Here is a 23,007-nt window from a genome sequence, read left to right as displayed (position 1 = left end):
TTTGTGTGCAAAGAAAATCAACTTATAAAAAGACAATATTCAAAATAAAACCGACATATTTGTCGGTTTTAAATCAGATCAGATTTACTTATTTGAGGAAACGTTTATATCCAATATTATCGCTAATTTCAGCATATGGATATGTGATTTGCTCTAAAGTTTCAATCAGACCATCTGGATTTTGCTTCGCATCAGTTGCCTCTAAACCAACCAAAACACGACCTTCAGCTGCACCATGATTACGATAATGGAATAAAGTGATGTTGTGGGTTGGGCCGAGACGCTCAAGGAAGGTTAATAGTGCTCCAGGTCGCTCAGGGAATTCAACACGGAATAGACGTTCATTTTCAATGTTAGCGTGTCCACCGATCAAATAACGGATGTGAAGTTTAGCTACTTCATCATCAGATAAATCATCTACTTCATATTGCTGTTTGAGCATTTCATGAATTTCATGGCGTTCAGTTTCACCACCTTTCAAGCTAATTCCGACAAACACTTGAGCTTGATTGCTATCACTTGCACGATAGTTGAACTCAGTAATGTTGCGTCCTTGCAATGAACGGCAGAAATTCAAAAAAGCACCTTTCTGTTCTGGAATCGTAACAGCGTAAATTGCTTCACGACGTTCACCGAGTTCGGTGCGCTCAGCAATATAGCGTAAGCGATCAAAGTTCATATTCGCGCCACACACAATTGAAACCATGTTCTTATTATTTAATTGGTGTTCAGCTACATACTTTTTGATACCAGCTAATGCCATTGCACCAGATGGTTCAACAATACTACGGTTTTCATCAAAAGTATCTTTAATGGCAGCGCAAATTTCATCTGTATTTACTGTCACGATATCAGGTTCTACGATAGGTCCGGAATTATCAGATTTGCGTAGACGAACCATTTCGAAAGGTAATTCGCCTATTTGTGCTACTGCTGTACCATCCGCAAATAAGCCAACATGAGGTAGAATTACACGTTCATTTGATTCTAGTGCTGCTTTTAAACAAGCTGATTCTTCGTATTCAACACCAACAACTTTAACATGTGGTGCAACTTCACCTAGATATGCTGCAACTCCAGCAATCAAGCCACCACCACCAACAGCAACAAAAACATATTCAACATCACGCCATTGACGCAATATTTCATTTGCTATGGTTCCTTGACCTGCAATGACCAATTCATCATCGTAAGGCGGAATGAAAACTAAACCTTCATCTTCTGCGCGCTGTTTGGCATATTTGTTCGCAACATCAAAGCTATCGCCGTGTAAAACGACCTGACCACCAAGATTTTTAACAGCCTGAACTTTAATATCAGGTGTTGTACTAGGCATAACAATGATCGCATGAATTCCTAGTTTTTTTCCTGACAGTGCAACACCTTGAGCATGATTACCCGCAGATGCGCAGATAACACCACGTTCCAATTGATCTTTTGGTAATTGACTAATTCTGTTATAAGCACCGCGTAATTTGAAAGAGAATACAGGCTGTAAATCTTCACGTTTAAATCGAATATTATTATTAATTTTTTGACTAATTCGTGGAGCTGCTTCAAGCGGTGTTTCAATCGCAACATCATAAACCGTTGCTTGTAAAATTTGTCGTACCACACGAGACAGCATGTTCATCTTCCCTATAACAGTTTAAAATAGTCAGTCATTGTAGCAAACCCCTGTGCATTTGCGCTGTTTTCTTGCAGCAAATGTCAAAATAGTTGAGTGAAGTCATGAGTCTATATGCAACCCAAGATGAAAAAAAACAAGCTGCGGCAAAAGCAGCTTTAAAGCATTTGCCTAAAGGCGGCATTTTGGGCGTAGGAACAGGAAGTACCGTTAATTTTTTAATTGATTTATTACCTGAATTGCAATTAGAAGCTGCAGTTGCGAGTTCAAATGCGACAGCAGAGCGCTTAGAAAAACTTGGCATCGAAGTTGTAGATATGAATTCAGTAGGTGGTCTAGATGCTTATGTTGATGGTGCAGATGAAATTGATCGTCATATGCACATGATCAAAGGTGGCGGTGCTGCTTTAACTCGTGAGAAAATTGTTGCTTCAATTGCGAAAAAATTTGTATGTATTGTTGATGACTCAAAGTGGGTTGAGCAATTAGGTCGTGAATTTCCTTTACCTGTTGAAGTCATTCCGATGGCGCGATCAGCTGTTGCACGTAAAATTGTAGCTTTAGGCGGTGATCCTGTTTATCGTGAAGGTGTTGTGACAGATAATGGAAATGTAATTTTGGATGTTTATAACTTAAATATTTTAAATGCGATTGAGTTAGAGAAAACACTCAATAATATTCCTGGTGTTGTGACAAATGGAATTTTTGCTTTAAATGCAGCTTCTATTGCAATCGTAGCTACCAATAATGGTATCGAAGAACGTACTGCTCAATAATGCAATCTGTAAAATCAGACGAGAAACTACCAGAAATTAAAATGGTTCGACACGCAAGAGCTAAGAATTTACGCCTGCGTGTGGATCCAACTGGAATTCGTCTGACCGTGCCTTTATTTTGTTCACAGCGACAAATTCAGATGTTTCTCAATCAATCAGAACAATGGTTGATTGAGACATGGGAAAAACAACAAAAGCAAAATCCCAAGTATTCAGAATTTCCTGAGCACTTACAATTGTTTTATCATTCAAAACCATTTTCTGTAATTCAACAATCTCAACGTATGATTTTTAAATTTGATTGGGAAAATAACATATTGCATGTTAAAAATGATCAGATTGAAAGAGCACTACAATCTGCTGTTTTATCTTACAGTAAAGAATTTTTACCCATATTCCTAAATGAGATCAGTAGAGAAATTGGGTTGAGTTTTAGGGACTGTTCAATTCGAAAACCAAAAACACGATGGGGTAGTTGTAGTTCGCAGCATGACATCATGCTAAATGCGGGTCTAGTACTTATGCCTGAATATTTAGTTCGATCTGTATGTATACATGAATTGGTTCATACGGTTCACTTTGACCATAGTGCAGTTTTTTGGGCTGAAGTTGAAAAACATGACCCAAATTATTTGGAGAACCGCAGGCAACTGAAAAATAATCAATTACCTGCGTGGTGGTATGTTAAATAAACTTACATTCAAGTTGTGTTTTTGATAATTGATCAGGTGCCTTTCGCACATCTAAACCATAACTAGCACTTTGAACTTGATTTTCCTTAATTTTTACTTGAAGGAAAGCATATTCTAATGAAACATTATTTGGTTCAGTTGAGCTACTATTTAGAATATATTCTCTTGTCGTTTTGTTGACTTGTAAAAGATTATCTGTACTGTCTGCATCAAGTACTGAACGATAAATTTGAGTTCCTTTGATAAGTTCAACCGCACCATTAGCACGTATATTGAGTGTGCAGTTATTCGTATTGTCTTTATAACTACCAATTAAATATTCAATAGATGGCAAGTTGGGGTTTAGATTGTTAATGCCAGTTATTCCTTGTTTGCAGGCAAATAATGACCCATTACAAGTCTCAGTACTATCTATGAAACCAACAGCTCGGCGATAGTCTCCAGCACCAGACACTCTGAATACTTGTGAGGAGTTAAATCTAGGTTCCTCACCAGCATACAATTTATCCTCTAATTGACGATAGCCATCAGGATTAACAGTCGCTTGTTGGTAATTGTTTGCAAGTTTCAAAACCGCTTGTTTTAAAGAAGATGCGAATAAATTTCTGGTGTTCTCTTGATTCTTGGCAATATCAATAAGATTGTTTTTTGCAGGATCAACATTATCGGGTGGGGTTACCACTAATGTTTTTAAGACACTATTGTCCCCGCGAATAAGTTTTGCATCTAAATAGCCATCTTTTAAATCCAGTGCAATGTTCTTGGTAAATTCATCATATGAATTTGTTGGATATACATTTGCCCATTGTTGAATATAACCAAAACTAAAGTAAGTGTTTATATATAGTGCAAGTCGAGAAACAATATCCTGTTGTGTGAACACATTAAGTTGGTTAGAAGTATTTAAATTAGGAAAGTCATTGCGGTGAAATGCTCTTAGAAGTGCTGTGTTTACATCTTGAGTGGCTAAAGATAAATGTAGCTCACTAATTTGAGTTGGATCTACTGTCTCATTTGGTAAATGACCAGACCGGATTAACGCACGCTGGTAGATAGCCTCAGAACTTGGATTGATGAAGATTGGTTGTGTTAAATTGCTAGTATCTACTTCGATCAATGCATGTTGTGTAATATTCAACGGTTTGTATAGACCACTTAGAAAATCAAAAACTAAAGAACTAGGTTTTGTTGATAATTCGATTCTATAAAGACGTTTCGTGTTTAAAACTGAAGGAAGTGTAACTGTAAGATTAGATGTCGTGCTCGCTTGTTGCTCTAAGACAAGTGTGTTGTCAAAGTTATCATATAACTTAACGACTACATCACGCATCTCAACAGGAACTTTGATATCGAAATTCTTTGGTTTAGGAACAGTTACTATAGGTGCTGGGTCATTTTTTGCTTCACTTTCACCACTACCACAACCAACCAAGGCTGTACTGATTAGTAAAGTGCTAACACCAAGACATAAAAATTGATTTAATCTTTGTTTTGTTCTCAAAGAAGGCATTCCAGCTCTCCAAAATTCTGCATCCATGAAAATTATTATTTCCGCTTGGGTTTTATTCTATGCGAATATCCTATTCATTCAATAGAAATTCATGATCAATGGTCGTTTGGTATCATTTTTTATAAATTAGATGCTTAAGTTTGACTTGTTCTGTGCAATTAAGCCATCCCATGACAATTATTTAATGATACTTGAATTTAGTTTTCTTATAGAAATCTTCATACGTGGTGCAGACTTATAGATTGAGAAATATGAGTCAAACTGCCATACTAGCCAACAAATTCAAGTATTGAGGTGCTGCACGTGATTTCTGTTGGTATTGTTGGGGGAACTGGATATACAGGCGTTGAATTATTACGTCTTTTATTAAGACATCCGCAAGCCCGAGTTGATGTTTTAACATCACGTACAGAAGCAGGAAAACGTGTAGCTGATATGTTTCCAAGTCTTCGTGGACACACTGAATTAGAGTTTTCTGATCTTGATCTAGATCGTCTCAAACAATGTGATGTTGTTTTTTTTGCAACGCCACACGGTGTAGCAATGCAACATGCTCAAGAATTGATTGATTCCGATACTAAAGTTATTGATCTAGCAGCTGACTTTCGTTTGCAAAATCTTGCTGAATTTGAAAAATGGTATGGCATGCAACACAGCTGTCCAACTGTTTTAACTGAATCGGTTTATGGTTTGACAGAGCTTAATCGTGAAAAAATCAAAAATGCGAGAGTAATTGGTAATCCAGGATGCTACCCGACAACAGTTCAATTGGGTTTGGCTCCGCTTCTAAAAAATGATACAACCCTTATCAATACTCAAAATATCATTATTGATGCGAAATCAGGTGTATCGGGTGCTGGACGAAAAGCAAATCTTGGCATGATTTATAGTGAAAATGCAGATAACTTCAAAGCATACGGAGTTGCAGGTCACCGACATCATCCAGAGATAGTTGAGGCGCTTGAAAATATTTCTGGGCAAAAAGGGCAATTCAATCAAATTTTATTTGTGCCACATTTAGTGCCGATGATTCGTGGCATGCTAAGCACTATATATGTAGATTTAACAGCGCAAGGTCAGAAGTTGGATATTCAAGCTCTGTATGAAGATTTTTATAAAAATGAAAGATTTGTTGATGTTATGCCTGCTAATAGTTCACCTGAAACTCGTAGCGTACGCGGAGCGAACGAATTACGTATCGCTTTATATCGTTTGCAAGAAAATAAGCTGATTATACTTGTCGCTCAAGATAACTTGGTTAAAGGTGCCGCTGGTCAAGCGATTCAAAATATGAACTTAATGTTTAATTTTGATGAAGCTGCTGGCTTAGAAGGTATTGGTTTATTACCATAAAAAACGGTTTTGTACTTCACACACATTTAAATTTCGATTTAAATGTGTGTTTTGATGTAAGTCATAACGATAGAGATGATGATGGATAACGTTGATCCGACTATTTCACCAGATAGTTCCGCTAACAAAAATAACTTTCTCAAAACGAATTTACCTTTAGTGATTGCTGCTACAGTATTAATCGGTGGCAGTTTTATGCTTGGTTATACCGTAGGTCATCGTCAAGGATTAACAGTTGTTGGTTATGATGCAGATGCAGAGCAGTTAGTTGAAGTTGTACAAAAGCAAAAGACTGCTTTAGATTCTGTTAGCAAAAGCTTAAATGCAGCTGTTCAAGAAAGAGATATGGCTGTAGGAAATGCTGATGAGCTGTTTAAAGCGATAAATCAAGCAAATGCTGATAAAACTCAATTTGAAACAATGAATGCAATTTATCGTGAGACATTGAGACAGCGTGGCGGCGTTAGTTTAACAATTCAGAATCTAGCAGTTAAATCACTTCCTGAAAATGCTTATGAGTATCAAATTGATTTAATCCAAGTAAGTCCAAGCAAGCGTCGTGCTGTAGGTACAGTTGAGTTGCGATTGATTAAAGATACAGAAATACTTGTAGTGCCATTAGAAGACAAGAACTTTAATTTTGATGATTTTGAACGATTGACTGGCCGTTGGACAATGCCAAAAGGTTTTGTCCCTCAGTTTATTGAAGTAAGATTATCAAGTGGTGCTACACCTGTGATTAAGAGATTTAGTTGGCAGCGTGGTCAACCAGTAGATGTAAGCTCTGCATTTGTTTCTGAAATTCCACAAGCCGAAGCAAATGCCCAATAATTTAGTAGATCAAGTAACCAATATGCGAAGATATAAACGTCAGATGAGTTTAAGTGAAGTGAAAAGTTCTTTTCAGCAGTCAGGATTAATTGATTGGCACTTAGGTCCACGTTTGAGTGACTCGCATGAGGATCATGAAGGAGAGGTTGTTGTGCAAACAGCTCCTCCTGAATTAAAACGCCCACCTTTATACGCAGTTGTTTTATTGAATGATGATTACACGCCAATGGACTTTGTCATTGAGATTTTACAAAGTTATTTTGGGATGGATTTTGATCAAGCGAGTCAAGTGATGTTGACCGTTCATTACGAAGGTAAAGGCACTGCGGGTGTATACCCAAGAGATATTGCTGAAACCAAGGCGAATCAGGTAAATAATTATGCTCGATCGCAGGGTCATCCATTACTTTGTCAAATTGAGCCAAAAGCATAATTTTCTATAAATTTAGAATTAAAAAATAGATTTGCTGTCAATTTAAACAGTTGATTGACTTTTATGCTGTTTGTAATTGAATTTTTACAACAATATGTTGTTTTGAATCTTGACCAAGATGCTCAACTAATGCTAACAGTAGATTATGAAGCAAAGAGTATAGTAGCCGCCAAATTTCATTGCGATTACAGCAGCTCAAGCGGATTAAATCCATAATTAGCTCTTTCATGAAAATTCATATATTTCGGAATGAAAGAGCCCAAGAGATAAGGGGGTTACATGCTCAGTCGTCAATTAGAAGTATCGTTACGTTTGGCTGTTAGCATGGCTCGTCAAAAGAGACATGAGTTTTTGACAGTTGAACATTTGTTGCTTGCCTTGCTAGATAATGACTCTGCCGTAAATGCTTTAAAAGCATGCGGTGCAGATATCGTTACTTTGCGTAAAGAATTAGAGGAATATGTAGAGCAACATACCCCAAAACTTGGTGATAATAACGAACAAGCTCCTCATCCAACAGAGAGCTTTGATCGTATTCTACAAAGAGCGATTTTCCACGTGCAATCGAGTGGCGGTGATCGTACTGTAGAGGGCGCTGATGTACTCGTTGCGATGTATTCTGAACGAGACTCTTTTGCGGTTTATTTATTAAAACGCCATCAAATCAATCGTCTTACTTTAACTCAGTACTTGTCTCATGGAACTCGCAAAGATGAGATTCAAGTTGAAGAAGAAGTGGAAGATATTGAAGGTGAAAATGCAGCCTCTGCGAATGCTGGCCCTTTAGAACAATATACGCTTAATCTTAATATTGAAGCACAAAAGGGTAAAACAGATCCATTAATTGGGCGTGAGAAAGAAATTGAGCGCGCTGCACAAATTTTATGCCGTCGCCGTAAAAACAATCCGCTGTTAGTTGGTGATCCAGGTGTTGGTAAAACATCTATTGCAGAAGGTTTGGCATGGTTGATTGTGAATGGTAAAGCACCAAAACCACTTGCTAATGCTGAAGTTTATAGCTTAGACATCGGTGCTTTGGTTGCAGGCACGAAGTATCGTGGTGACTTTGAAAAACGTTTAAAACAATTGTTAAATGCTTTGAAAAAGAATCCGAACGCGATTTTATTCATTGATGAAATTCATATGATTATTGGTGCAGGCTCAAGTATGGGTAGCACTATGGATGCATCGAACTTAATCAAACCAGCTTTGGCAAATGGTAGTTTACGTTGTATTGGTTCAACTACTTTCCAAGAATACCGTCAAGTATTTGAAAAAGATCATGCATTATCACGCCGATTCCAAAAAATTGATGTGAATGAGCCGAGTGTGGGTGAAACAATCGAAATACTTCGTGGCTTAAAAAGTAAGTTTGAGGATTTCCATCACGTTGAATACGAAGACAAAGCACTTGTTGCAGCAGTAGAGTTGTCAGCTAAGTTTATTCATGATCGTTTCTTACCAGACAAAGCAATTGACGTAATTGATGAAGCTGGTGCTCAACGTCGTCTTAAAGCTGAAGCTGATGGATCAATGATTTCAGTAGAAAACATTGAAGATATTGTTTCCAAGATTGCGCGTATCCCACCTAAGACTGTTTCTAAAGATGATAAGACTGTTTTAGAGAACTTAGAGCGAGATTTAAAACGCGTTGTATTTGGTCAAGATGAGGCGATTACAGCACTTGCTTCAGCAATTAAATTGTCGCGCGCAGGTTTAAAAGCACCTGATAAACCTGTCGGTAGTTTTGTATTTGCTGGGCCTACAGGTGTAGGTAAAACAGAGGTCACTAAACAACTTGCTAAATTACTAGGTGTTGAGTTAGTACGCTTTGATATGTCTGAATATATGGAGCGTCATGCTGTATCGCGTTTGATCGGTGCGCCTCCAGGTTATGTTGGTTATGATCAAGGGGGGTTACTGACTGATGCGATTCATAAAAATCCACATTGTGTACTGTTGCTTGACGAAATTGAGAAAGCACATCCAGATGTATTCAACTTGTTATTACAAGTAATGGATCATGGGGCTTTAACCGATAATAATGGTCGTAAGTCTGATTTCAGAAACGTTATTATTGTGCTCACGACAAATATTGGTGCAGAAAGCATTTCTCGCGCAAGTATTGGTTTTACAGAGCAAGATCATAGTGCAGACAACCAAGACGCAATGAAACGAGCATTCTCTCCCGAGTTCCGTAACCGTTTAGATGGTGTGATCCAGTTTAAAGCACTTCCTACGACTGTGATTGAATCAGTAGTTGATAAATTCTTAACTGAGTTACAAGCACAGTTGGATGAAAAGCAAGTTGTTCTTGAAGTTGATCAAAGTGCGCGAGATTGGTTGTCAACCAATGGTTATGACCGTCTGATGGGTGCTCGCCCAATGCAACGTTTAATTCAAGAGCATCTGAAAAAGCCGCTTGCTGAGATGATCTTGTTCGGAGAGCTTGCTGAGCATGGTGGAAATGTTGCCGTTTCTGTGAAAACTGAAGATGGTAAAGATGTTGGTCTGAAACTAGAGGTATTTGAAGATCATATTAATCCGAGTGCTGAACCTGCTTAATGTTTGAATTGTCATCTTCTATAACCCAAATACTCAAAGTGTTTGGGTTATTTTTCATTACAGCTATTGCTGAAATTTTAGGTTGCTATTTTCCATACTTGATTTTGAATCAAGGGAAGTCACATTGGTTGTGGATACCCACAGCATTAAGTTTAGCTATTTTTGTATGGCTGCTTACATTACATCCAGTAGCTTCAGGTCGTATTTATGCGGCATATGGCGGGATATATATTTTTACAGCACTGTTGTGGTTACGTTACATCGATCAAGTGATGTTATCCCGTTGGGATATTTTAGGTGTACTTATCGTGTTATGTGGTGCGGCAATTATTATTTTACAACCACAAGGTTTAGTTCGCTAATCATCAGCATGACAAATTCATTTGCCATGCTGATTTAAGATTAATTCAATAAATAACTTTCTTCTATGCTGCATTCTTTTACAAAGAGCTCATCATGAGAAACTAAGATGACGGAACCATGAAATGAACGGATAGCATGAGCTAAAAGTTCTCGTGATTCTATATCTAAATGGTTGTCTGGCTCATCTAAGAGTAATAGTTCAACTGTTTGGAATTTCAAAGCAACTAAAGCGACCTTTAAACGCTCTCCACCACTCAGAGTACTTATCGGAGCAAGCGATTTATCTCTACGAATTTGTAGATTTCCTAAAGCTGTTCGTATTTGTTGCTCAGATAGATTTGAGTCAATACTTTTAAGAAATGCATAAGCGGATATATTTTGATTGAGTAAACAAAGATTCTGATCTAAATATAATAATTTCGCATTTGAATAGATTTCTCCAGCTATAGGTTTGATTAAACCTTGAATAGTTTTAAAAAAGTCGATTTACCGCAACCATTTACACCCTTCAAATGTATTTTTTCTCCTGCTTTAATCGCAAGCTGAATTGGATTTGTACTGGCGTAAGCTATTTTTAATTCATAACAGCGTAATATTTTTCCTGATATTTTTGTAGGATGTGTAAACTCAAATGATTGTGATTTGTAATATTCCAGTTGATGTTGTTTATGCTGTAATTCATCTTTTGCTTGAGTAAGCTGTTTGATCTGTTGTTTTTTTAGTTGAGAGAGTGATTGTTCAGATTGCTCCTTTTTTGCATCAAGTAAGATTGTCGCTTGAGATCCTGAAGCTCTTAATTTCTCACCTGTTTTCTTTCTTTTTTGTGCTTTCTTTTGGCTTTGATGTTGTTGCTCTTTGAGTTGTTTCAAATCACGCTTTTCTTGTAGAACTGAATGAGATAATGCTTGTATTTGCAACTGATGCTGTCGGTGATAAAGATCATAATTTCCTCCATAGTAGTGCAAACCTAAGTGGTTTAAATTGAAAATACCTTCTACATGAGCGAGTAGTAGGCGGTCATGACTAATAATGAGTCCGCCTGTTGGATGTAGTTCCATTTGCTGAGCGAGCCATTTTCTTCCTTGCGTATCCAAATGATTGCTCGGTTCATCCAGTAATAGATAATGATCTTTAAGTAAGAATAAACGACAAAGTGCAAGTTTAGTCTTTTGTCCTTCACTTAATTGATTTGTACTTTTACCTAGATCAGTGGGTAAGTCTGCACTTTCTAATAGTTGTTGCCATTCAGAAGGTAAATGCCAAAGATGTTCAACTTGATCAAAATCAGTCAATGTTGCAGTTCCATTACTAATGCGTTCAAAACAAAAATATAAGTCTTCTATTTCCAGTGTCTCAGCAATAGTCGCTGATTGGATACGTTGAAGCTGGTGAAGATCTTGATGTGGGCGTAACCAAGATATTTGACCTGAATAGGGTAGAGTTGTTTTTTCTCCATGAAGAATAGACATCAGAAGAGATTTGCCTTGTCCATTTCTTCCAATTAAACCAGTGAATTGTCCAATTGGAAGTTGGAAAGATAAATTAGTAAATAGTTTGTTTTGTGCTAGTTCGAGCGATAAATTTGAAACGACACATGCCTGTTGAGTCATAAGAAACCTCATAAACAGGATATGCAAAAATAGATCGAAATCAGTTTTAGAATATGAGTGGTCCAACCATAGATAAGTCTATTTTGCACATCAAAAAAGAAATTGAATTTGATGATGAAAAATAGGACTTACTTCATTGGCGTATACTCGTGGTGATGTATTTTTGTGCTATTTTATTGAAGCTTGGTTAAAAGATCAATTACTGTCTATTTTTTAGGTAAAATTAAAAAAACATAAAAAGTGCTTGTCAAATACAGAAATAGTGCGTAACTTAGAACTAAGCAACAGTTTTTAAGATATTTGAAATAAACATGTTAAAGCATACTGTAAACACGAACGCATACTTTTACTTTTGGCAATATATCTAGTTGCCTGATGCGTTTCGGGCAGCGAAAGGGTTGCCCAACCAGTTAATACCTGATCGGCAACACCGATCAGGTTTTTTTATGCTTTAAGATTCATTAATTTAGGAGAAATATTATGTATACATCAAACATTTCATATTTTAGCAAGATTTCTTGGTTTTACTTTGCAAAAAAATCAACATCACTTAGATCACTCTTGCTCAAATAAATACTCGGGCTGATTTCAGTCCAAAGGAAATGAAAATGAATGCTTTAAATACGGCTTTGAAACAATCATCACAAACGCAAATAAAAGAATCAATGCTTAGCTTGCCATCACAACTCAAAGCGCAGTATCCATTGTCTGCAAATTTAGTGCAGCAAATTTCAAAACATCGTCAAACGATTCAGAATATTTTATCTGGTCATGATCCTCGACTTATGGTGATTACAGGTCCATGCTCGATTCATGATCCTATCGCAGTACTTGAATATGCTGATCGCCTACAAAAACTCCAAGAAAAAGTTAAAGATCAAATATTTCTTGTAATGCGTGCTTATATTGAAAAACCACGTACAACAGTTGGCTGGAAGGGTTTTTTATATGATCCAAACCTAGATGGATCATCAGATTTACAATTGGGATTGGAAAAATCTCGTGAGCTATATATTCAACTTATTGAAAAAGGTTTGCCGATCGCGAGTGAAATTTTAAGTCCGATGGCAACAGGTTATTTTGATGACTTGTTGGCTTGGGGAGCGATTGGGGCACGTACAAGTGAATCTCAGATTCATCGTGAGATCGCAAGCCATATGCCATATAGTATTGGTTTTAAAAATGGTACTGATGGTTCGATTCAGATTGCTTTGGATGCAATTCAATCTGCTTTAAATGGTCATCAATTCCTTGGAATGACTCAGCAAGGTTTACCTGCTATTTTGCATAGCAATGGCAACCCTTTACCGCATTTAATTTTGCGTGGTTCAAACCATGGTACAAATTATGATTTGGCTTCAATTCAAGCGATGCACTTCAAACATAAACATTTACCTGCATTAGTAATTGATTGTAGTCATGGCAATAGTGGTAAAGACCCATTACAGCAACCAAATGTACTAAAACAAATTATTGCAGAACGTGCAGAATCCAAAGTACGTGGTGTGATGATCGAAAGCCACTTGGTTGATGGAAATCAAAAGATTTCATGTAATATGACTTACGGTCAGTCGGTAACGGATGGTTGTTTAGGTTGGGATAAAACTGAACAAGTTCTCTTGGAAATCGCTGAGCAAATGAGATCCTGATTGATCATAAAAAGCCAATCTTGTTGATTGGCTTTTTTATTGTATTTTTTATGCAGCATCCAATGAATTACTACTAAGAAAACGCCCAATTTCTTGAGAGAATTTTCTTGGTTCGGTAATTAAGGGAGTATGCCCTGAACGTTCAAAATAGATTGTTTGAGCATTTGCTAGACTATTAGCAACTAAAGTTTGTCCAGTTTCTGGATAAAGCGTAGAGTCTCGGCCAATAAAGAACGTTGTTGGACACTCTAATTGACTGATGGCATCACGGTAATCTTCATCATGATTCAGATAATTTTCAACATACCAAAGTAAATAGTCTAGTCGTTGAATAGGTAGTAAATACTTTTGTAAAACTGGTCGATTTAATGCCAGTTTAAAGATTTTTGGACTATAAGCATTATTGCTTTGTAACTCAATAAATGCACTCCAAAGACTTACAAGTTGATATCGAATGTCTTTAGGTAAATCTTCAAGCCTTTTTGCAGACTTATAATCCAATAAAAGTGTTTGAATATCGAGAAGTAAACTTTTGAATTGAGAATACTTTGTTCCAAATAGACCATATTGCCAAGTATCATCAACAGCAATTTTTGGTGTTTGATCAATATGAAGGTAGGCTTTAATTTTTTTAGCTAAATCACCATGTTTCATTCCATGCATAGCAGTCGTTGCACCCATAGAATATCCCATCAGGATAAACTGGTCTAAATTAAGCAGTTTGATGAGTGCATCTACATCATTCCAATGGCTTGAGATAGCATCCATTGATGGAATTACACAATTTTTAGAGCCGCCGAATCCTCTCCAATCTGGGATAATAAATTCATATTGATTGCGATTGGAAAATAAAAAAGGTAGCCATTGCCAGCTTTGCATACCAAGTCCTGATAAGACGAGTACAGGTTCTCCTTCGCCAACACGTCGTACAAATAATTTTTCTTGATCAGGCATGGTGTAAAACGGCATTATTTTTCTCCAATCTTGTCCGCTTCCTCAAACTTTTTGAGCTGAGGGATCATTTTCTGTAACCATTTTATCCATTCATTTTCTTTAATAATACCGAGTTCAAGAATCATTTTATGGATAAATAAAATACGATTTGTTGGCTCGTTATTTTTAAAGTCTTTGTCATGAATGGCTTGGTACAATTTTAACTTCTCTTTGTGTAACTCTAAGTGGCGAATCAACTCAGGTAATATCGTATTGCCACCTAATTGTGCTTCAGCCCTCAACCTAACCATCAAATCATCTCTTAGTTGCGCAGGTTCACTTTGTTGCTCGATCCATGCAGCTAATTGTATGCGACCTAATTGTTCGACTTGATATGTTTTTTTACGACTGTTTGTTGTTTCTTCTTCAATGGTTGATATCCAACCTTTTTTGAGCATTCCATTGAGTTCACGATAAATTTGTTGATGTGTCGCGTTCCAAAAGAAGCCCATAGAGCGATCAAAACGACGAGCAAGTTCGAAACCAGTGCTTGGTTTTTCTAATAAACTCGTCAATAAAACATGGGCAAGAGACATAAACATCCAAAAATAAAATGTGACTATGAAGATTATGCAAAATGTTGCATAAAAATCAAATATTGTTTATAACTTTATGCAACAAGTTGCATTAGCAAGCAGATTGCTAGCCATAGGAGAATTTATGTCAGCTTATCCACATTTACTTCAGCCACTTGATTTAGGCTTTACGACTTTAAAAAACCGTGTGCTTATGGGGTCTATGCATATTGGTTTAGAAGAAGCGCCACAAGGCTATGAACGCATGGCAGTATTCTATGCTGAACGTGCGAAAGGTGAGGTTGGATTAATTGTTACAGGTGGTGTATCTCCAAACGATGATGGTGTTGTTTTTGCGCATGGAACAAAATTAGATTCAATCGAAGAAGCAGAAAAACATAAAGTGATTACCCAAGCTGTACATGATGCAGGTGGTAAGATTGCTATGCAAATTCTTCATACTGGTCGCTATTCTTATCAAGCAAATAACGTTGCACCTTCTGCAATTCAGGCTCCAATCAACCCAATTAAGCCAAAAGCATTAAGTTCTGCAGAAGTTCAACAAACCATTGATGACTTTGCGAATTGTGCAAAATTAGCACAATATGCAGGTTATGATGGCGTAGAAATCATGGGCTCAGAAGGCTACCTGATTAATGAGTTTATTGCCGCACGTACCAACCATCGTGATGATGAGTGGGGTGGTAGCTACGAAAATCGTATCCGTTTTCCAATCGAAATTGTTAAACGTACGCGTGATTTAGTGGGCGAGAACTTTATTATTATTTATCGTTTATCTATGCTCGATTTGGTAGAAGGTGGTTCTAGCTTAGAAGAAGTGATTCACCTTGCTAAAGAAATTGAAAAAGCGGGTGCAACAATTATTAATACAGGGATCGGCTGGCATGAAGCACGTATTCCAACGATTGCTACAAAAGTACCTCGTGCTGCATTCACTTGGGTAACGGAAAAACTTAAAGGAAGTGTATCTATTCCATTAATCACTTCGAATCGTATTAACACACCTGAAATGGCTGAGCATGTTTTAGCATCAGGTCATGCTGATATGATTTCAATGGCTCGTCCTATGTTGGCGGATGCAGAATTTGTATTAAAAGCTAAAGAAAATCGCAGTGATGAAATCAATACCTGTATTGGTTGTAACCAAGCATGTTTAGACCATATTTTCTCTATGAAGATTGCGACATGTTTAGTCAATCCGCGTGCATGTTATGAAACTGAACTAATTTTCAAGGAAACAAATGCCGTAAAAAATATTGCAGTAATTGGTGCAGGGCCTGCAGGGTTGAGTTTTGCAACTTATGCAGCTAGCCGTGGTCATAAAGTTAAAATCTTTGATTCAAGTAATCAGATTGGTGGACAGTTTAATATCGCTAAAACGATTCCCGGTAAAGAAGAGTTTTACGAGACACTGCGCTACTTCAAGCGTCAAATCGAATTACAACCAAATATTGAGTTGGTGCTGAACCATACAGTAACTTATGAAGAGTTAAGCAAAGCAAACTATGATGAAATTGTTGTAGCTACTGGTGTAACACCACGTCAATTACAATTTGAAGGCATTCATCATCCAAAAGTTCTAAGTTATATCCAAGTACTTAAAGAGCGTGTACCAGTAGGAAAACGTGTGGCGATTATTGGTGCTGGTGGTATTGGTTTTGATACTGCTGAGTATTTAAGTCACGAAGGTGAAAGCGGTAGCTTAAACCCTGAAAAATTCTATGCAGAATGGGGTATTGATACAGCGTACGAGCATGTTGGTGGTCTGAAACAACCTGAACTTGAAAAATCTGAACGAGAAATTTATTTATTACAACGTAAAGCTTCGGCAGTAGGTGCAGGTCTGGGTAAAACAACTGGCTGGATTCACCGCACAGGCTTAAAACACCGCGATGTAAAAATGATCGCAGGTGCAAGTTATGACAAAGTAGATGATCTAGGTTTACATATTACTGTTGATGGAAAAACAACAGTATTAGAAGTTGATAACGTTGTAATTTGTGCGGGCCAAGAATCATATACAGCGATGTATGATCAACTCAAAGCTGATGGTAAAAATGTTCATCTTATCGGTGGTGCAAAAGAAGCAGGCGAGTTAGATGCGAAGCGTGCAATTCGTCAAGGTGCTGAACTAGCGGCAATTCTATAATAAATAAAAGGGTGTTTTCTATTTTAAGAAAATGCCCTTTTCAAGACCATATAAATTTAATAGGACAATAAAAATGACACTTGCAACAACTCAAATATCAATCAAAAAATGGCATCAAATGTTAGAAACCAATGATATGTCCATCTTAAATGATTTATTAGCAGATGAAGTGGTATTTAGATCACCTGTCGCTTATAAACCGTATGAAGGGAAACAGGTTGTTTTCTTTATTTTGACCAATGTTATCCAAGTTTTTCAGGACTTTACTTATCATCGTGAGTTCTTTACGGAAGATGGTGAAAATGTAGTGCTAGAATTTAGTGCGAATGTGAGTGGTAAATCATTAAAAGGTATCGATATGATTCGCTTCAATGATCGAGGGCAAATTATTGATTTTGAAGTGATGATTCGGCCAATGAGTGGTTTGGCTGCCTTAGCAGAGCAAATGGGTCAAAGAATCTCCCAATATCAAGCTACTTAATATTAAAAATAGCCTAAGTAAATTTGAATTAAGATGTGGTTAAAAATATCGACATTATTTCTACTACCAGTCATAGTTGCTCAAGGAATTGTTGTTAAACAACGTACACCAAAACTTATAGAGCCAATTGGAGAACGTCAAGGAATTGTAGGTCTTGGTCGACCATTATCATTGCTTATTTTAGGTGATTCTGCTGCTGCAGGAGTTGGTGTTGAATATCAGCATCAAGCTCTTTCAGGCGTATTACTTTCACAGCTTATGAATGAATATAAACTGACATGGGCTTTACATGCTAAAACTGGTAATAATACTAGACAAGTCATTGATGCAATTAATGCTTTAAAGCCGCAAGTTTATGATGTGATCGTCACTTCAATTGGGGTAAATGACGTGACTAAACTTACCTCAACTCGCTTGTGGATAAAGCAGCAAAAACAATTGTTTACCGAATTACGAAAGAAATTTGATCCAAAATTGATTATTGTAACTGGTGTTCCACCTATGCAGCATTTTCCAGCTTTACCTCATCCACTTGCTTGGATATTTGGAAAACATGCTCAACAAATGAATAAAAAATTACAAGGCTATTTATCAACTGAACCAATATTTAAGTTTATTGAATTTGATCTTGAACATTTTCAAGAGATGAATCTACCCATGGCTATAGATGGGTTTCATCCAAGTAAAGAAATTTACGAGATCTGGGGGAAACAGGTCGCGTCGTTAGTGCGAGAATTCTTCACCTCATAATTTAAGGCTATTGTCATCTATGGGTATTTCTAATTTAAATAAAATTAAAGTTTTGGGCTTAGAGTTATTTGATCTTGTGGTTGGTGCAGAGAAACCAAAGACATATTATTCACCAAATGGAAAGATTAAAAATATCTTAGAGAAATTGCCTCAGCTAAAACAAAAGTACCGCCCAACACCTTGGTTGTCTAACAATCACATGCATCTGTTGTATTTTGATGTTATTAGAAAAAAAACGATAAAGCTTCAATATGATCGTATTGAACAACTCACTATGCAGGATGGTGGTGTTACAGGAATAGCATGGTATGGATACGACTTGCCTAAGCAAACACCGACGATTGTTATTATGCATACCATTACGGGTTCACCTGAAAGTATGCGAGAACTAGTAAAAGATTTGCATCAATACACAGGATGGAGAATCGCGCTATGTTTACGTCGTGGACACGCTGGTTTACCAATGCCTGTACCTCGCATTTCACTTTTTGGATCGACAGATGATTTGAAAGAACAACTTACGCATATTCAACATATATTTCCTGAGTCTGATTTGTATGCTGTTGGTTCTTCTGCTGGAACTGGACTATTAGTGCGTTATTTGGGTGAACAAGGTCTAGACACACCTTTTAAAGCTGCATTTGCGATGTGTCCTGGTTATAACACCGAAATTGGATTCAAAAATGTTCATCCGTTTTACACAAAGTTAATGACGAAAAAATTGTTTAAACATTTTATTTATCCTTACCAATCTACATGGAAACAGCTTGATTCATTAGAAAAGGTTTTAGCATCAACAACTCTTGAAGAGTTTGAAAAAGTCTATTTTGAAATGGCAGGTTTTAGAGATTATGAGAGCTACTGTAAAGCGATTAATCCGATATATGTTTTTCAAAATATAAAAATTCCATTGATGATTCTAAACTCTGAAGATGATCCTGTGTGCTCGATCAAAAACTTTCATCCATATAAATCTGCTATAGAGCAAATGGATAATATTGCTGTGATTACAACGAAAAAAGGAAGCCACTGTGGATTTTATGAAGGCTGGCAAACTTCATCTTGGTCAGCACGACTTATTTCAGATTATTTTCTTATTCAGCGTTCAAGCTAAGTAATTTAAGGAATAAAGCCCATGTGTGAATGGGCTTTTTTTATTTTAAGATACCAAAGCAGGTGTATCTTTTATTCCAAGTTTTATTTTCGTGGTTGCAACTAAATTTTTTTCATTAGTCTGGTTAGGGTGAAAGTCATATCTATAGTATTCAAAGAATTTGGGAATAAATGTTTTATATTGCTTAGCTGCAAAATTAAAGAAGTTTTGCCTTTTAAGATTTGATAATTGTTTATCTCGTTTCATTAAAACTATTTGGTAGATTGTTGAAAGTCCAGTAATAAGAATCAGGCTTAAAGTGAAAATTGTGACCCGAGGAAGGTAAGCATTTAATCCATTTCCATATAAATATTCATATAAATCAAAAGCTACCGCTTTATGCTCGGTTTCTTCAACACTATGCCATAACCATAAATCTCGTATAGTTTTATCCGTCATATACTCATTTACAGTTTCCATCATACTTACGACAAGTACAGCTGTGTAATGCTCTAAACCTACAGTAACAAGTAAATTCCACTTTTTACTAAATACTTTTTCAAGACCTTTGAGAACAATACCAATAACTTTTTCCAAAGATTCAGGATTCATGCCATGTTGTTGAGCGCTAATATGAAAAGCATGATGTTATTTTGAATGCATAGCCTCTTGGCCGATGAAAGCACTAATTTCTCTATCTAATGCTTCATTCAGTTTTGCATGTTCTCGTAATGCTCTTACTGATCGCACGAAATAAGATTCACCTTCTGGAAATAAGGTTGAGAGTCCGGTGAAATAATGCGTCATTGCTGGATCATTAGCACACCAGTATTTAGGTGTATTTTCGAAATTGTAATCCATGCGACGTACAGGAAATGAGGCAGGTAAACGGGTTGAGTTAGTTTTCATTATTTACTCCATTTATTATGGGTTCTAAAATAGAACTTATGAGGTGGAAGCTAGTTCTATATTCTTTTCCTGTCAATTAATTTTGAAGAAGATAGATAATATTGTCCCTAACTGATAGATAGAGAATCGTTTCTGACATGTGTTTCAGAGTAAAAGGATAAAAGAAGATAAAATTTTTTATGAATTAAATACCCAAACCATAAGTTTGATTTGGGTATTCATAAGATAACTTAATTATTAAGCGCAGGTGTAGCTGCCGCAATTGCTGCTGCAACAGCATCTTCTTCAGATTGAGCTGGAGTAGCTGGCTTCTGTGGTTCCGTCTTTACTGGTTTTGGCTCAGTTTGAGTCGGTTTAGGTTGTTCTGTTGTAGAAGATTGAGTTTGGCTGCTAGTAGTTGTTTCAGCAGGGCGAATCTCACGACGAACTTCAGTTGTCGTATTTGGAGTTTCTTCACGAATAGTTTCGGTAACAGGAGCTGTAGTTTCTTGATTATCTACGCTTTCAAGCGTTTCAAACTCACTGTTCTTAAGCTCAGTTTGTGCTTGACTCGTTTCAGTTTCAGCAGTTTGTTCTTGCTGATCTTCGTTTTTAGGCTCTTCTTTTTTGACGCACGCAGTTAATAAAAGACCAGTAGCAATCGCTGCACAAAGTAAAAGTTTTTTATTCGCCATTGTTAAAACAACATATTAAAAAAGGACAGGGGGAATTATATCAGCAAATTAAAAGAATAAATCACTTACATCAAACAGCTTTGTTGATATTTTATAGTTGCTTGCACCGGCTATACTAATTTTTTAAAGTGATAAAAACTAAAAAATCATAATCTAAACTTGAAAATGATTACTGTCAGCCAAGCAAAAAGAATTTATGTATGAAATATCCACAATTCCGATAAATTTTTATCGAAAATGCTGATAGAATAGCCAGTTGTTTATAGTTCTTTGAATTGATGCGGTTTGACTTTGCTTTATTAGGGCAGAGTACAGTAAAATTGCACAACATTGTAGGCCGATTTCGGCTCGATTGTACGAGAAACTCAATGACCCATTTTATTTTTGTCACTGGTGGTGTAGTTTCATCACTAGGTAAAGGTATTTCTGCTGCTTCTGTTGCTGCACTTTTGGAAGCCCGTGGCTTAAAAGTCACTATGGTGAAAATGGATCCATACATTAATGTCGATCCAGGTACCATGAGTCCATTCCAGCACGGTGAGGTTTTCGTCACAGAGGATGGTGCTGAAACTGACTTAGATTTGGGCTATTACGAACGTTTCTTACGTCGTGCGAAAATGACCAAATTAAACAACTTTACAAGTGGTCGTGTTTATCAAGATGTTTTGAATAAAGAACGTCGTGGTGATTACTTAGGCGGTACAGTTCAAGTAATTCCGCATATTACTGACAATATTAAAGAGCGTGTTCTTCGTGCAGGTGAAGGTTACGACGTTGCTATTGTAGAAATTGGCGGGACTGTTGGTGATATCGAATCACTTCCATTTATGGAGTCGGTTCGTCAACTTATGGTTGAGTTGGGTCATAAACGTACAATGCTCATGCATTTGACTTTGTTGCCGTATATCAAATCAGCTGCTGAGTTAAAAACAAAGCCTACTCAACACTCAGTTAAAGAATTACTTTCAATCGGTATTCAACCTGACATTTTAATCTGTCGTACTGAATATGATGTTGATGCTGATACTAAACGTAAAATTGCTCTTTTCACTAACGTAGAAGCGCGTGCAGTTGTTGTTTGTAAAGATGCGAAAACAATTTACCAAATCCCACGTAATTTTTATGAACAGAATGTTGACGATTTAATTTGTGAACGTTTTGGTTTTAATGATCTTCCTGAAGCAAATCTTGAAGATTGGGATAATGTTGTTGAAGCATTACTCAATCCAGAGTACACGGTACGTGTAGCTATGGTTGGTAAATATGTTGAATTGCCAGATGCATATAAATCTGTCAATGAAGCACTTTTACATGCTGGTATCCAAAATCGCGTAAAAGTTCAGATTGATTATGTAAATGCTGAAGATCTTGAACAACAAGATATTAGTGTTTTAAATACTGCTGATGCGATCCTTGTGCCAGGTGGTTTTGGTGAGCGCGGTACTGAAGGTAAAATGCGTGCGATCCAGTATGCACGTGAAAATAAAATACCTTTCTTGGGTATTTGTTTAGGTATGCAACTCGCTGTAATTGAATATGCTCGCAATGTAGCAGGTATTCCAGAAGCAAGCTCTACAGAGTTTAATCGTTCAACTAAATATCCATTAATTGGCTTAATTACTGAATGGTTAGACGAGCGTGGCGAATTACAACAGCGCAGTCTTGAATCAGACTTAGGCGGAACAATGCGTCTTGGTGCTCAAAAGTCAGAATTGGTTGAAGGCACGAAAACTCGCGAAGTTTATGGTAAAGCTGAAATTACTGAGCGTCATCGCCATCGTTATGAAATGAATGATCGTTTCATTCCTACGCTTGAAGAAGCTGGTATGAAAATTTCAGGTTATTCTTCTGTACAACATTTAGTTGAAACTGTAGAAATTCCTGAACATCCTTGGTTTATTGCTGTACAATTCCACCCAGAATTTACAAGTTCACCACGTGATGGACATCCATTATTTGCTGGTTTTATTGATGCTGCGAAAAAACAGCACCAACAAGGTAAATAATGCAGTT

19 protein-coding genes and 2 pseudogenes are annotated in these 23,007 nt (G+C 36.8%); 13 read left to right on the top strand and 8 right to left on the bottom strand.

Going from position 1 to position 23,007, the window contains the following annotated elements; genetic code table 11:
• Positions 1-88 precede the first annotated feature (88 nt).
• Positions 89-1,633 (bottom strand): threonine ammonia-lyase, biosynthetic, encoded by a 1,545-nt coding sequence (ilvA, locus tag R2H34_RS09340; RefSeq protein ID WP_171065564.1) that lies wholly within the window; start codon positions 1,631-1,633, stop codon positions 89-91.
• Positions 1,634-1,731: 98 nt separating this feature from the next.
• Between ilvA and rpiA the strand changes: the two genes are divergently transcribed.
• Both rpiA and R2H34_RS09330 read left to right on the top strand, forming a co-directional pair.
• Complete coding sequence (gene rpiA / locus R2H34_RS09335; RefSeq protein ID WP_039047349.1) at positions 1,732-2,403, top strand: ribose-5-phosphate isomerase RpiA; 672 nt, start codon at positions 1,732-1,734, stop codon at positions 2,401-2,403.
• Positions 2,403-3,095 (top strand): M48 family metallopeptidase, encoded by a 693-nt coding sequence (locus R2H34_RS09330; protein WP_004962085.1) that lies wholly within the window; start codon positions 2,403-2,405, stop codon positions 3,093-3,095. Before rpiA ends, R2H34_RS09330 begins: the two co-directional genes overlap by 1 nt.
• Here R2H34_RS09330 and R2H34_RS09325 read toward each other — a convergent pair.
• Positions 3,088-4,605, bottom strand: coding sequence for a hypothetical protein (locus tag R2H34_RS09325; RefSeq protein WP_004962082.1), 1,518 nt, complete (start codon positions 4,603-4,605; stop codon positions 3,088-3,090). The two genes, R2H34_RS09330 and R2H34_RS09325, sit on opposite strands and share 8 nt — an antisense overlap.
• Positions 4,606-4,902: 297 nt before the next feature.
• Between R2H34_RS09325 and argC the strand changes: the two genes are divergently transcribed.
• The 3 genes from argC (at position 4,903) to clpS (ending at position 7,222) form a co-directional block, all read left to right on the top strand.
• Positions 4,903-5,958 carry an N-acetyl-gamma-glutamyl-phosphate reductase gene (gene argC, locus R2H34_RS09320; RefSeq protein ID WP_171057558.1) on the top strand — a complete coding sequence of 352 codons (1,056 nt, stop codon included), beginning with the start codon at positions 4,903-4,905 and terminating at the stop codon, positions 5,956-5,958.
• Between the two features lie 81 nt (positions 5,959-6,039).
• Positions 6,040-6,789 (top strand): DUF6776 family protein, encoded by a 750-nt coding sequence (locus tag R2H34_RS09315; RefSeq protein ID WP_004911333.1) that lies wholly within the window; start codon positions 6,040-6,042, stop codon positions 6,787-6,789.
• 22 nt (positions 6,790-6,811) lie between these two features.
• Positions 6,812-7,222, top strand: coding sequence for an ATP-dependent Clp protease adapter ClpS (gene clpS / locus R2H34_RS09310; protein WP_005402579.1), 411 nt, complete (start codon positions 6,812-6,814; stop codon positions 7,220-7,222).
• 61 nt (positions 7,223-7,283) lie between these two features.
• Here clpS and R2H34_RS17945 read toward each other — a convergent pair whose 3' ends face one another.
• Positions 7,284-7,451: a hypothetical protein gene (locus tag R2H34_RS17945; protein WP_017397588.1), complete on the bottom strand. Its 168-nt coding sequence runs from the start codon at positions 7,449-7,451 to the stop codon at positions 7,284-7,286.
• A gap of 50 nt (positions 7,452-7,501) precedes the next feature.
• On the opposite strand from R2H34_RS17945, the gene clpA reads away from it, so the two are divergent.
• Positions 7,502-9,787: an ATP-dependent Clp protease ATP-binding subunit ClpA gene (gene clpA / locus R2H34_RS09300; RefSeq protein WP_004962073.1), complete on the top strand. Its 2,286-nt coding sequence runs from the start codon at positions 7,502-7,504 to the stop codon at positions 9,785-9,787.
• The gene (locus tag R2H34_RS09295) at positions 9,787-10,149 is read left to right on the top strand and encodes a YnfA family protein (protein WP_004962070.1); all 363 of its coding nucleotides are present in this window, start codon (positions 9,787-9,789) and stop codon (positions 10,147-10,149) included. The genes clpA and R2H34_RS09295 overlap by 1 nt, the downstream gene beginning before the upstream one ends.
• Before the next feature lie 40 nt (positions 10,150-10,189).
• Here R2H34_RS09295 and R2H34_RS09290 read toward each other — a convergent pair.
• A pseudogene (locus R2H34_RS09290) lies at positions 10,190-11,760 on the bottom strand (ATP-binding cassette domain-containing protein).
• A 608-nt stretch (positions 11,761-12,368) separates the two neighbouring features.
• On the opposite strand from R2H34_RS09290, the gene R2H34_RS09285 reads away from it, so the two are divergent.
• Positions 12,369-13,409: a 3-deoxy-7-phosphoheptulonate synthase gene (locus R2H34_RS09285; protein WP_039047343.1), complete on the top strand. Its 1,041-nt coding sequence runs from the start codon at positions 12,369-12,371 to the stop codon at positions 13,407-13,409.
• A gap of 48 nt (positions 13,410-13,457) precedes the next feature.
• Here the strand turns inward: R2H34_RS09285 and R2H34_RS09280 are convergent, their stop codons facing one another.
• Together R2H34_RS09280 and R2H34_RS09275 are read right to left on the bottom strand one after the other, a co-directional pair.
• Positions 13,458-14,378 carry an alpha/beta fold hydrolase gene (locus R2H34_RS09280; RefSeq protein WP_039047342.1) on the bottom strand — a complete coding sequence of 307 codons (921 nt, stop codon included), beginning with the start codon at positions 14,376-14,378 and terminating at the stop codon, positions 13,458-13,460.
• Entirely contained in the window at positions 14,378-14,938 is a 561-nt protein-coding gene (locus R2H34_RS09275; RefSeq protein ID WP_004962055.1) for a PadR family transcriptional regulator, read from the bottom strand. Before R2H34_RS09275 ends, R2H34_RS09280 begins: the two co-directional genes overlap by 1 nt.
• 124 nt (positions 14,939-15,062) lie before the next feature.
• Between R2H34_RS09275 and R2H34_RS09270 the strand changes: the two genes are divergently transcribed.
• The 4 genes from R2H34_RS09270 (at position 15,063) to R2H34_RS09255 (ending at position 19,432) form a co-directional block, all read left to right on the top strand.
• Positions 15,063-17,087: an NADPH-dependent 2,4-dienoyl-CoA reductase gene (locus R2H34_RS09270; RefSeq protein WP_213075448.1), complete on the top strand. Its 2,025-nt coding sequence runs from the start codon at positions 15,063-15,065 to the stop codon at positions 17,085-17,087.
• 73 nt (positions 17,088-17,160) lie between these two features.
• On the top strand, positions 17,161-17,568 hold the full coding sequence (locus R2H34_RS09265) for a nuclear transport factor 2 family protein (protein ID WP_004962049.1): 408 nt from the start codon (positions 17,161-17,163) through the stop codon (positions 17,566-17,568).
• Between the two features lie 33 nt (positions 17,569-17,601).
• Positions 17,602-18,318, top strand: a complete 717-nt coding sequence (locus tag R2H34_RS09260) for an SGNH/GDSL hydrolase family protein (RefSeq protein ID WP_136695222.1) — start codon at positions 17,602-17,604, stop codon at positions 18,316-18,318.
• A 19-nt stretch (positions 18,319-18,337) separates the two neighbouring features.
• A complete protein-coding gene (locus R2H34_RS09255; RefSeq protein WP_004962042.1) occupies positions 18,338-19,432 on the top strand; it encodes a YheT family hydrolase in 1,095 nt (364 codons plus the stop codon).
• Between the two features lie 45 nt (positions 19,433-19,477).
• Here the strand turns inward: R2H34_RS09255 and R2H34_RS09250 are convergent.
• Both R2H34_RS09250 and R2H34_RS09245 read right to left on the bottom strand, forming a co-directional pair.
• A pseudogene (locus R2H34_RS09250) lies at positions 19,478-20,320 on the bottom strand (metal-dependent hydrolase).
• A 230-nt stretch (positions 20,321-20,550) separates the two neighbouring features.
• Complete coding sequence (locus tag R2H34_RS09245; protein WP_136695360.1) at positions 20,551-20,994, bottom strand: internalin; 444 nt, start codon at positions 20,992-20,994, stop codon at positions 20,551-20,553.
• A 368-nt stretch (positions 20,995-21,362) separates the two neighbouring features.
• Here R2H34_RS09245 and R2H34_RS09240 point away from each other — a divergent pair, with 368 nt between their 5' ends.
• On the top strand, positions 21,363-23,000 hold the full coding sequence (locus R2H34_RS09240) for a CTP synthase (protein ID WP_004911289.1): 1,638 nt from the start codon (positions 21,363-21,365) through the stop codon (positions 22,998-23,000).
• Positions 23,001-23,007: the final 7 nt, after the last annotated feature.

The organism is Acinetobacter sp. 16 (assembly GCF_033439925.1).
Taxonomy (GTDB): domain Bacteria; phylum Pseudomonadota; class Gammaproteobacteria; order Pseudomonadales; family Moraxellaceae; genus Acinetobacter; species Acinetobacter junii.
Note: the sequence above shows the minus strand (reverse complement) of the source record. Positions and strands in the feature narration are given on the sequence as shown.

Bases quoted from the DNA above. Each gene is read 5' to 3' on its own strand.
- R2H34_RS09255 (WP_004962042.1), top strand. From the start codon at position 18,338: ATGGGTATTTCTAATTTAAATAAAATTAAAGTTTTGGGCTTAGAGTTA.
- R2H34_RS09245 (WP_136695360.1), bottom strand. From the start codon at position 20,994: ATGGCGAATAAAAAACTTTTACTTTGTGCAGCGATTGCTACTGGTCTT.
- R2H34_RS09295 (WP_004962070.1), top strand. From the start codon at position 9,787: ATGTTTGAATTGTCATCTTCTATAACCCAAATACTCAAAGTGTTTGGG.
- R2H34_RS17945 (WP_017397588.1), bottom strand. From the start codon at position 7,451: ATGAAAGAGCTAATTATGGATTTAATCCGCTTGAGCTGCTGTAATCGC.
- R2H34_RS09270 (WP_213075448.1), top strand. From the start codon at position 15,063: ATGTCAGCTTATCCACATTTACTTCAGCCACTTGATTTAGGCTTTACG.
- ilvA (WP_171065564.1), bottom strand. From the start codon at position 1,633: ATGAACATGCTGTCTCGTGTGGTACGACAAATTTTACAAGCAACGGTT.
- rpiA (WP_039047349.1), top strand. From the start codon at position 1,732: ATGAGTCTATATGCAACCCAAGATGAAAAAAAACAAGCTGCGGCAAAA.
- R2H34_RS09265 (WP_004962049.1), top strand. From the start codon at position 17,161: ATGACACTTGCAACAACTCAAATATCAATCAAAAAATGGCATCAAATG.
- R2H34_RS09325 (WP_004962082.1), bottom strand. From the start codon at position 4,605: ATGCCTTCTTTGAGAACAAAACAAAGATTAAATCAATTTTTATGTCTT.
- R2H34_RS09315 (WP_004911333.1), top strand. From the start codon at position 6,040: ATGGATAACGTTGATCCGACTATTTCACCAGATAGTTCCGCTAACAAA.
- R2H34_RS09260 (WP_136695222.1), top strand. From the start codon at position 17,602: ATGTGGTTAAAAATATCGACATTATTTCTACTACCAGTCATAGTTGCT.
- clpA (WP_004962073.1), top strand. From the start codon at position 7,502: ATGCTCAGTCGTCAATTAGAAGTATCGTTACGTTTGGCTGTTAGCATG.
- clpS (WP_005402579.1), top strand. From the start codon at position 6,812: ATGCGAAGATATAAACGTCAGATGAGTTTAAGTGAAGTGAAAAGTTCT.
- R2H34_RS09280 (WP_039047342.1), bottom strand. From the start codon at position 14,378: ATGCCGTTTTACACCATGCCTGATCAAGAAAAATTATTTGTACGACGT.
- R2H34_RS09275 (WP_004962055.1), bottom strand. From the start codon at position 14,938: ATGTCTCTTGCCCATGTTTTATTGACGAGTTTATTAGAAAAACCAAGC.
- R2H34_RS09330 (WP_004962085.1), top strand. From the start codon at position 2,403: ATGCAATCTGTAAAATCAGACGAGAAACTACCAGAAATTAAAATGGTT.
- R2H34_RS09285 (WP_039047343.1), top strand. From the start codon at position 12,369: ATGAATGCTTTAAATACGGCTTTGAAACAATCATCACAAACGCAAATA.
- R2H34_RS09240 (WP_004911289.1), top strand. From the start codon at position 21,363: ATGACCCATTTTATTTTTGTCACTGGTGGTGTAGTTTCATCACTAGGT.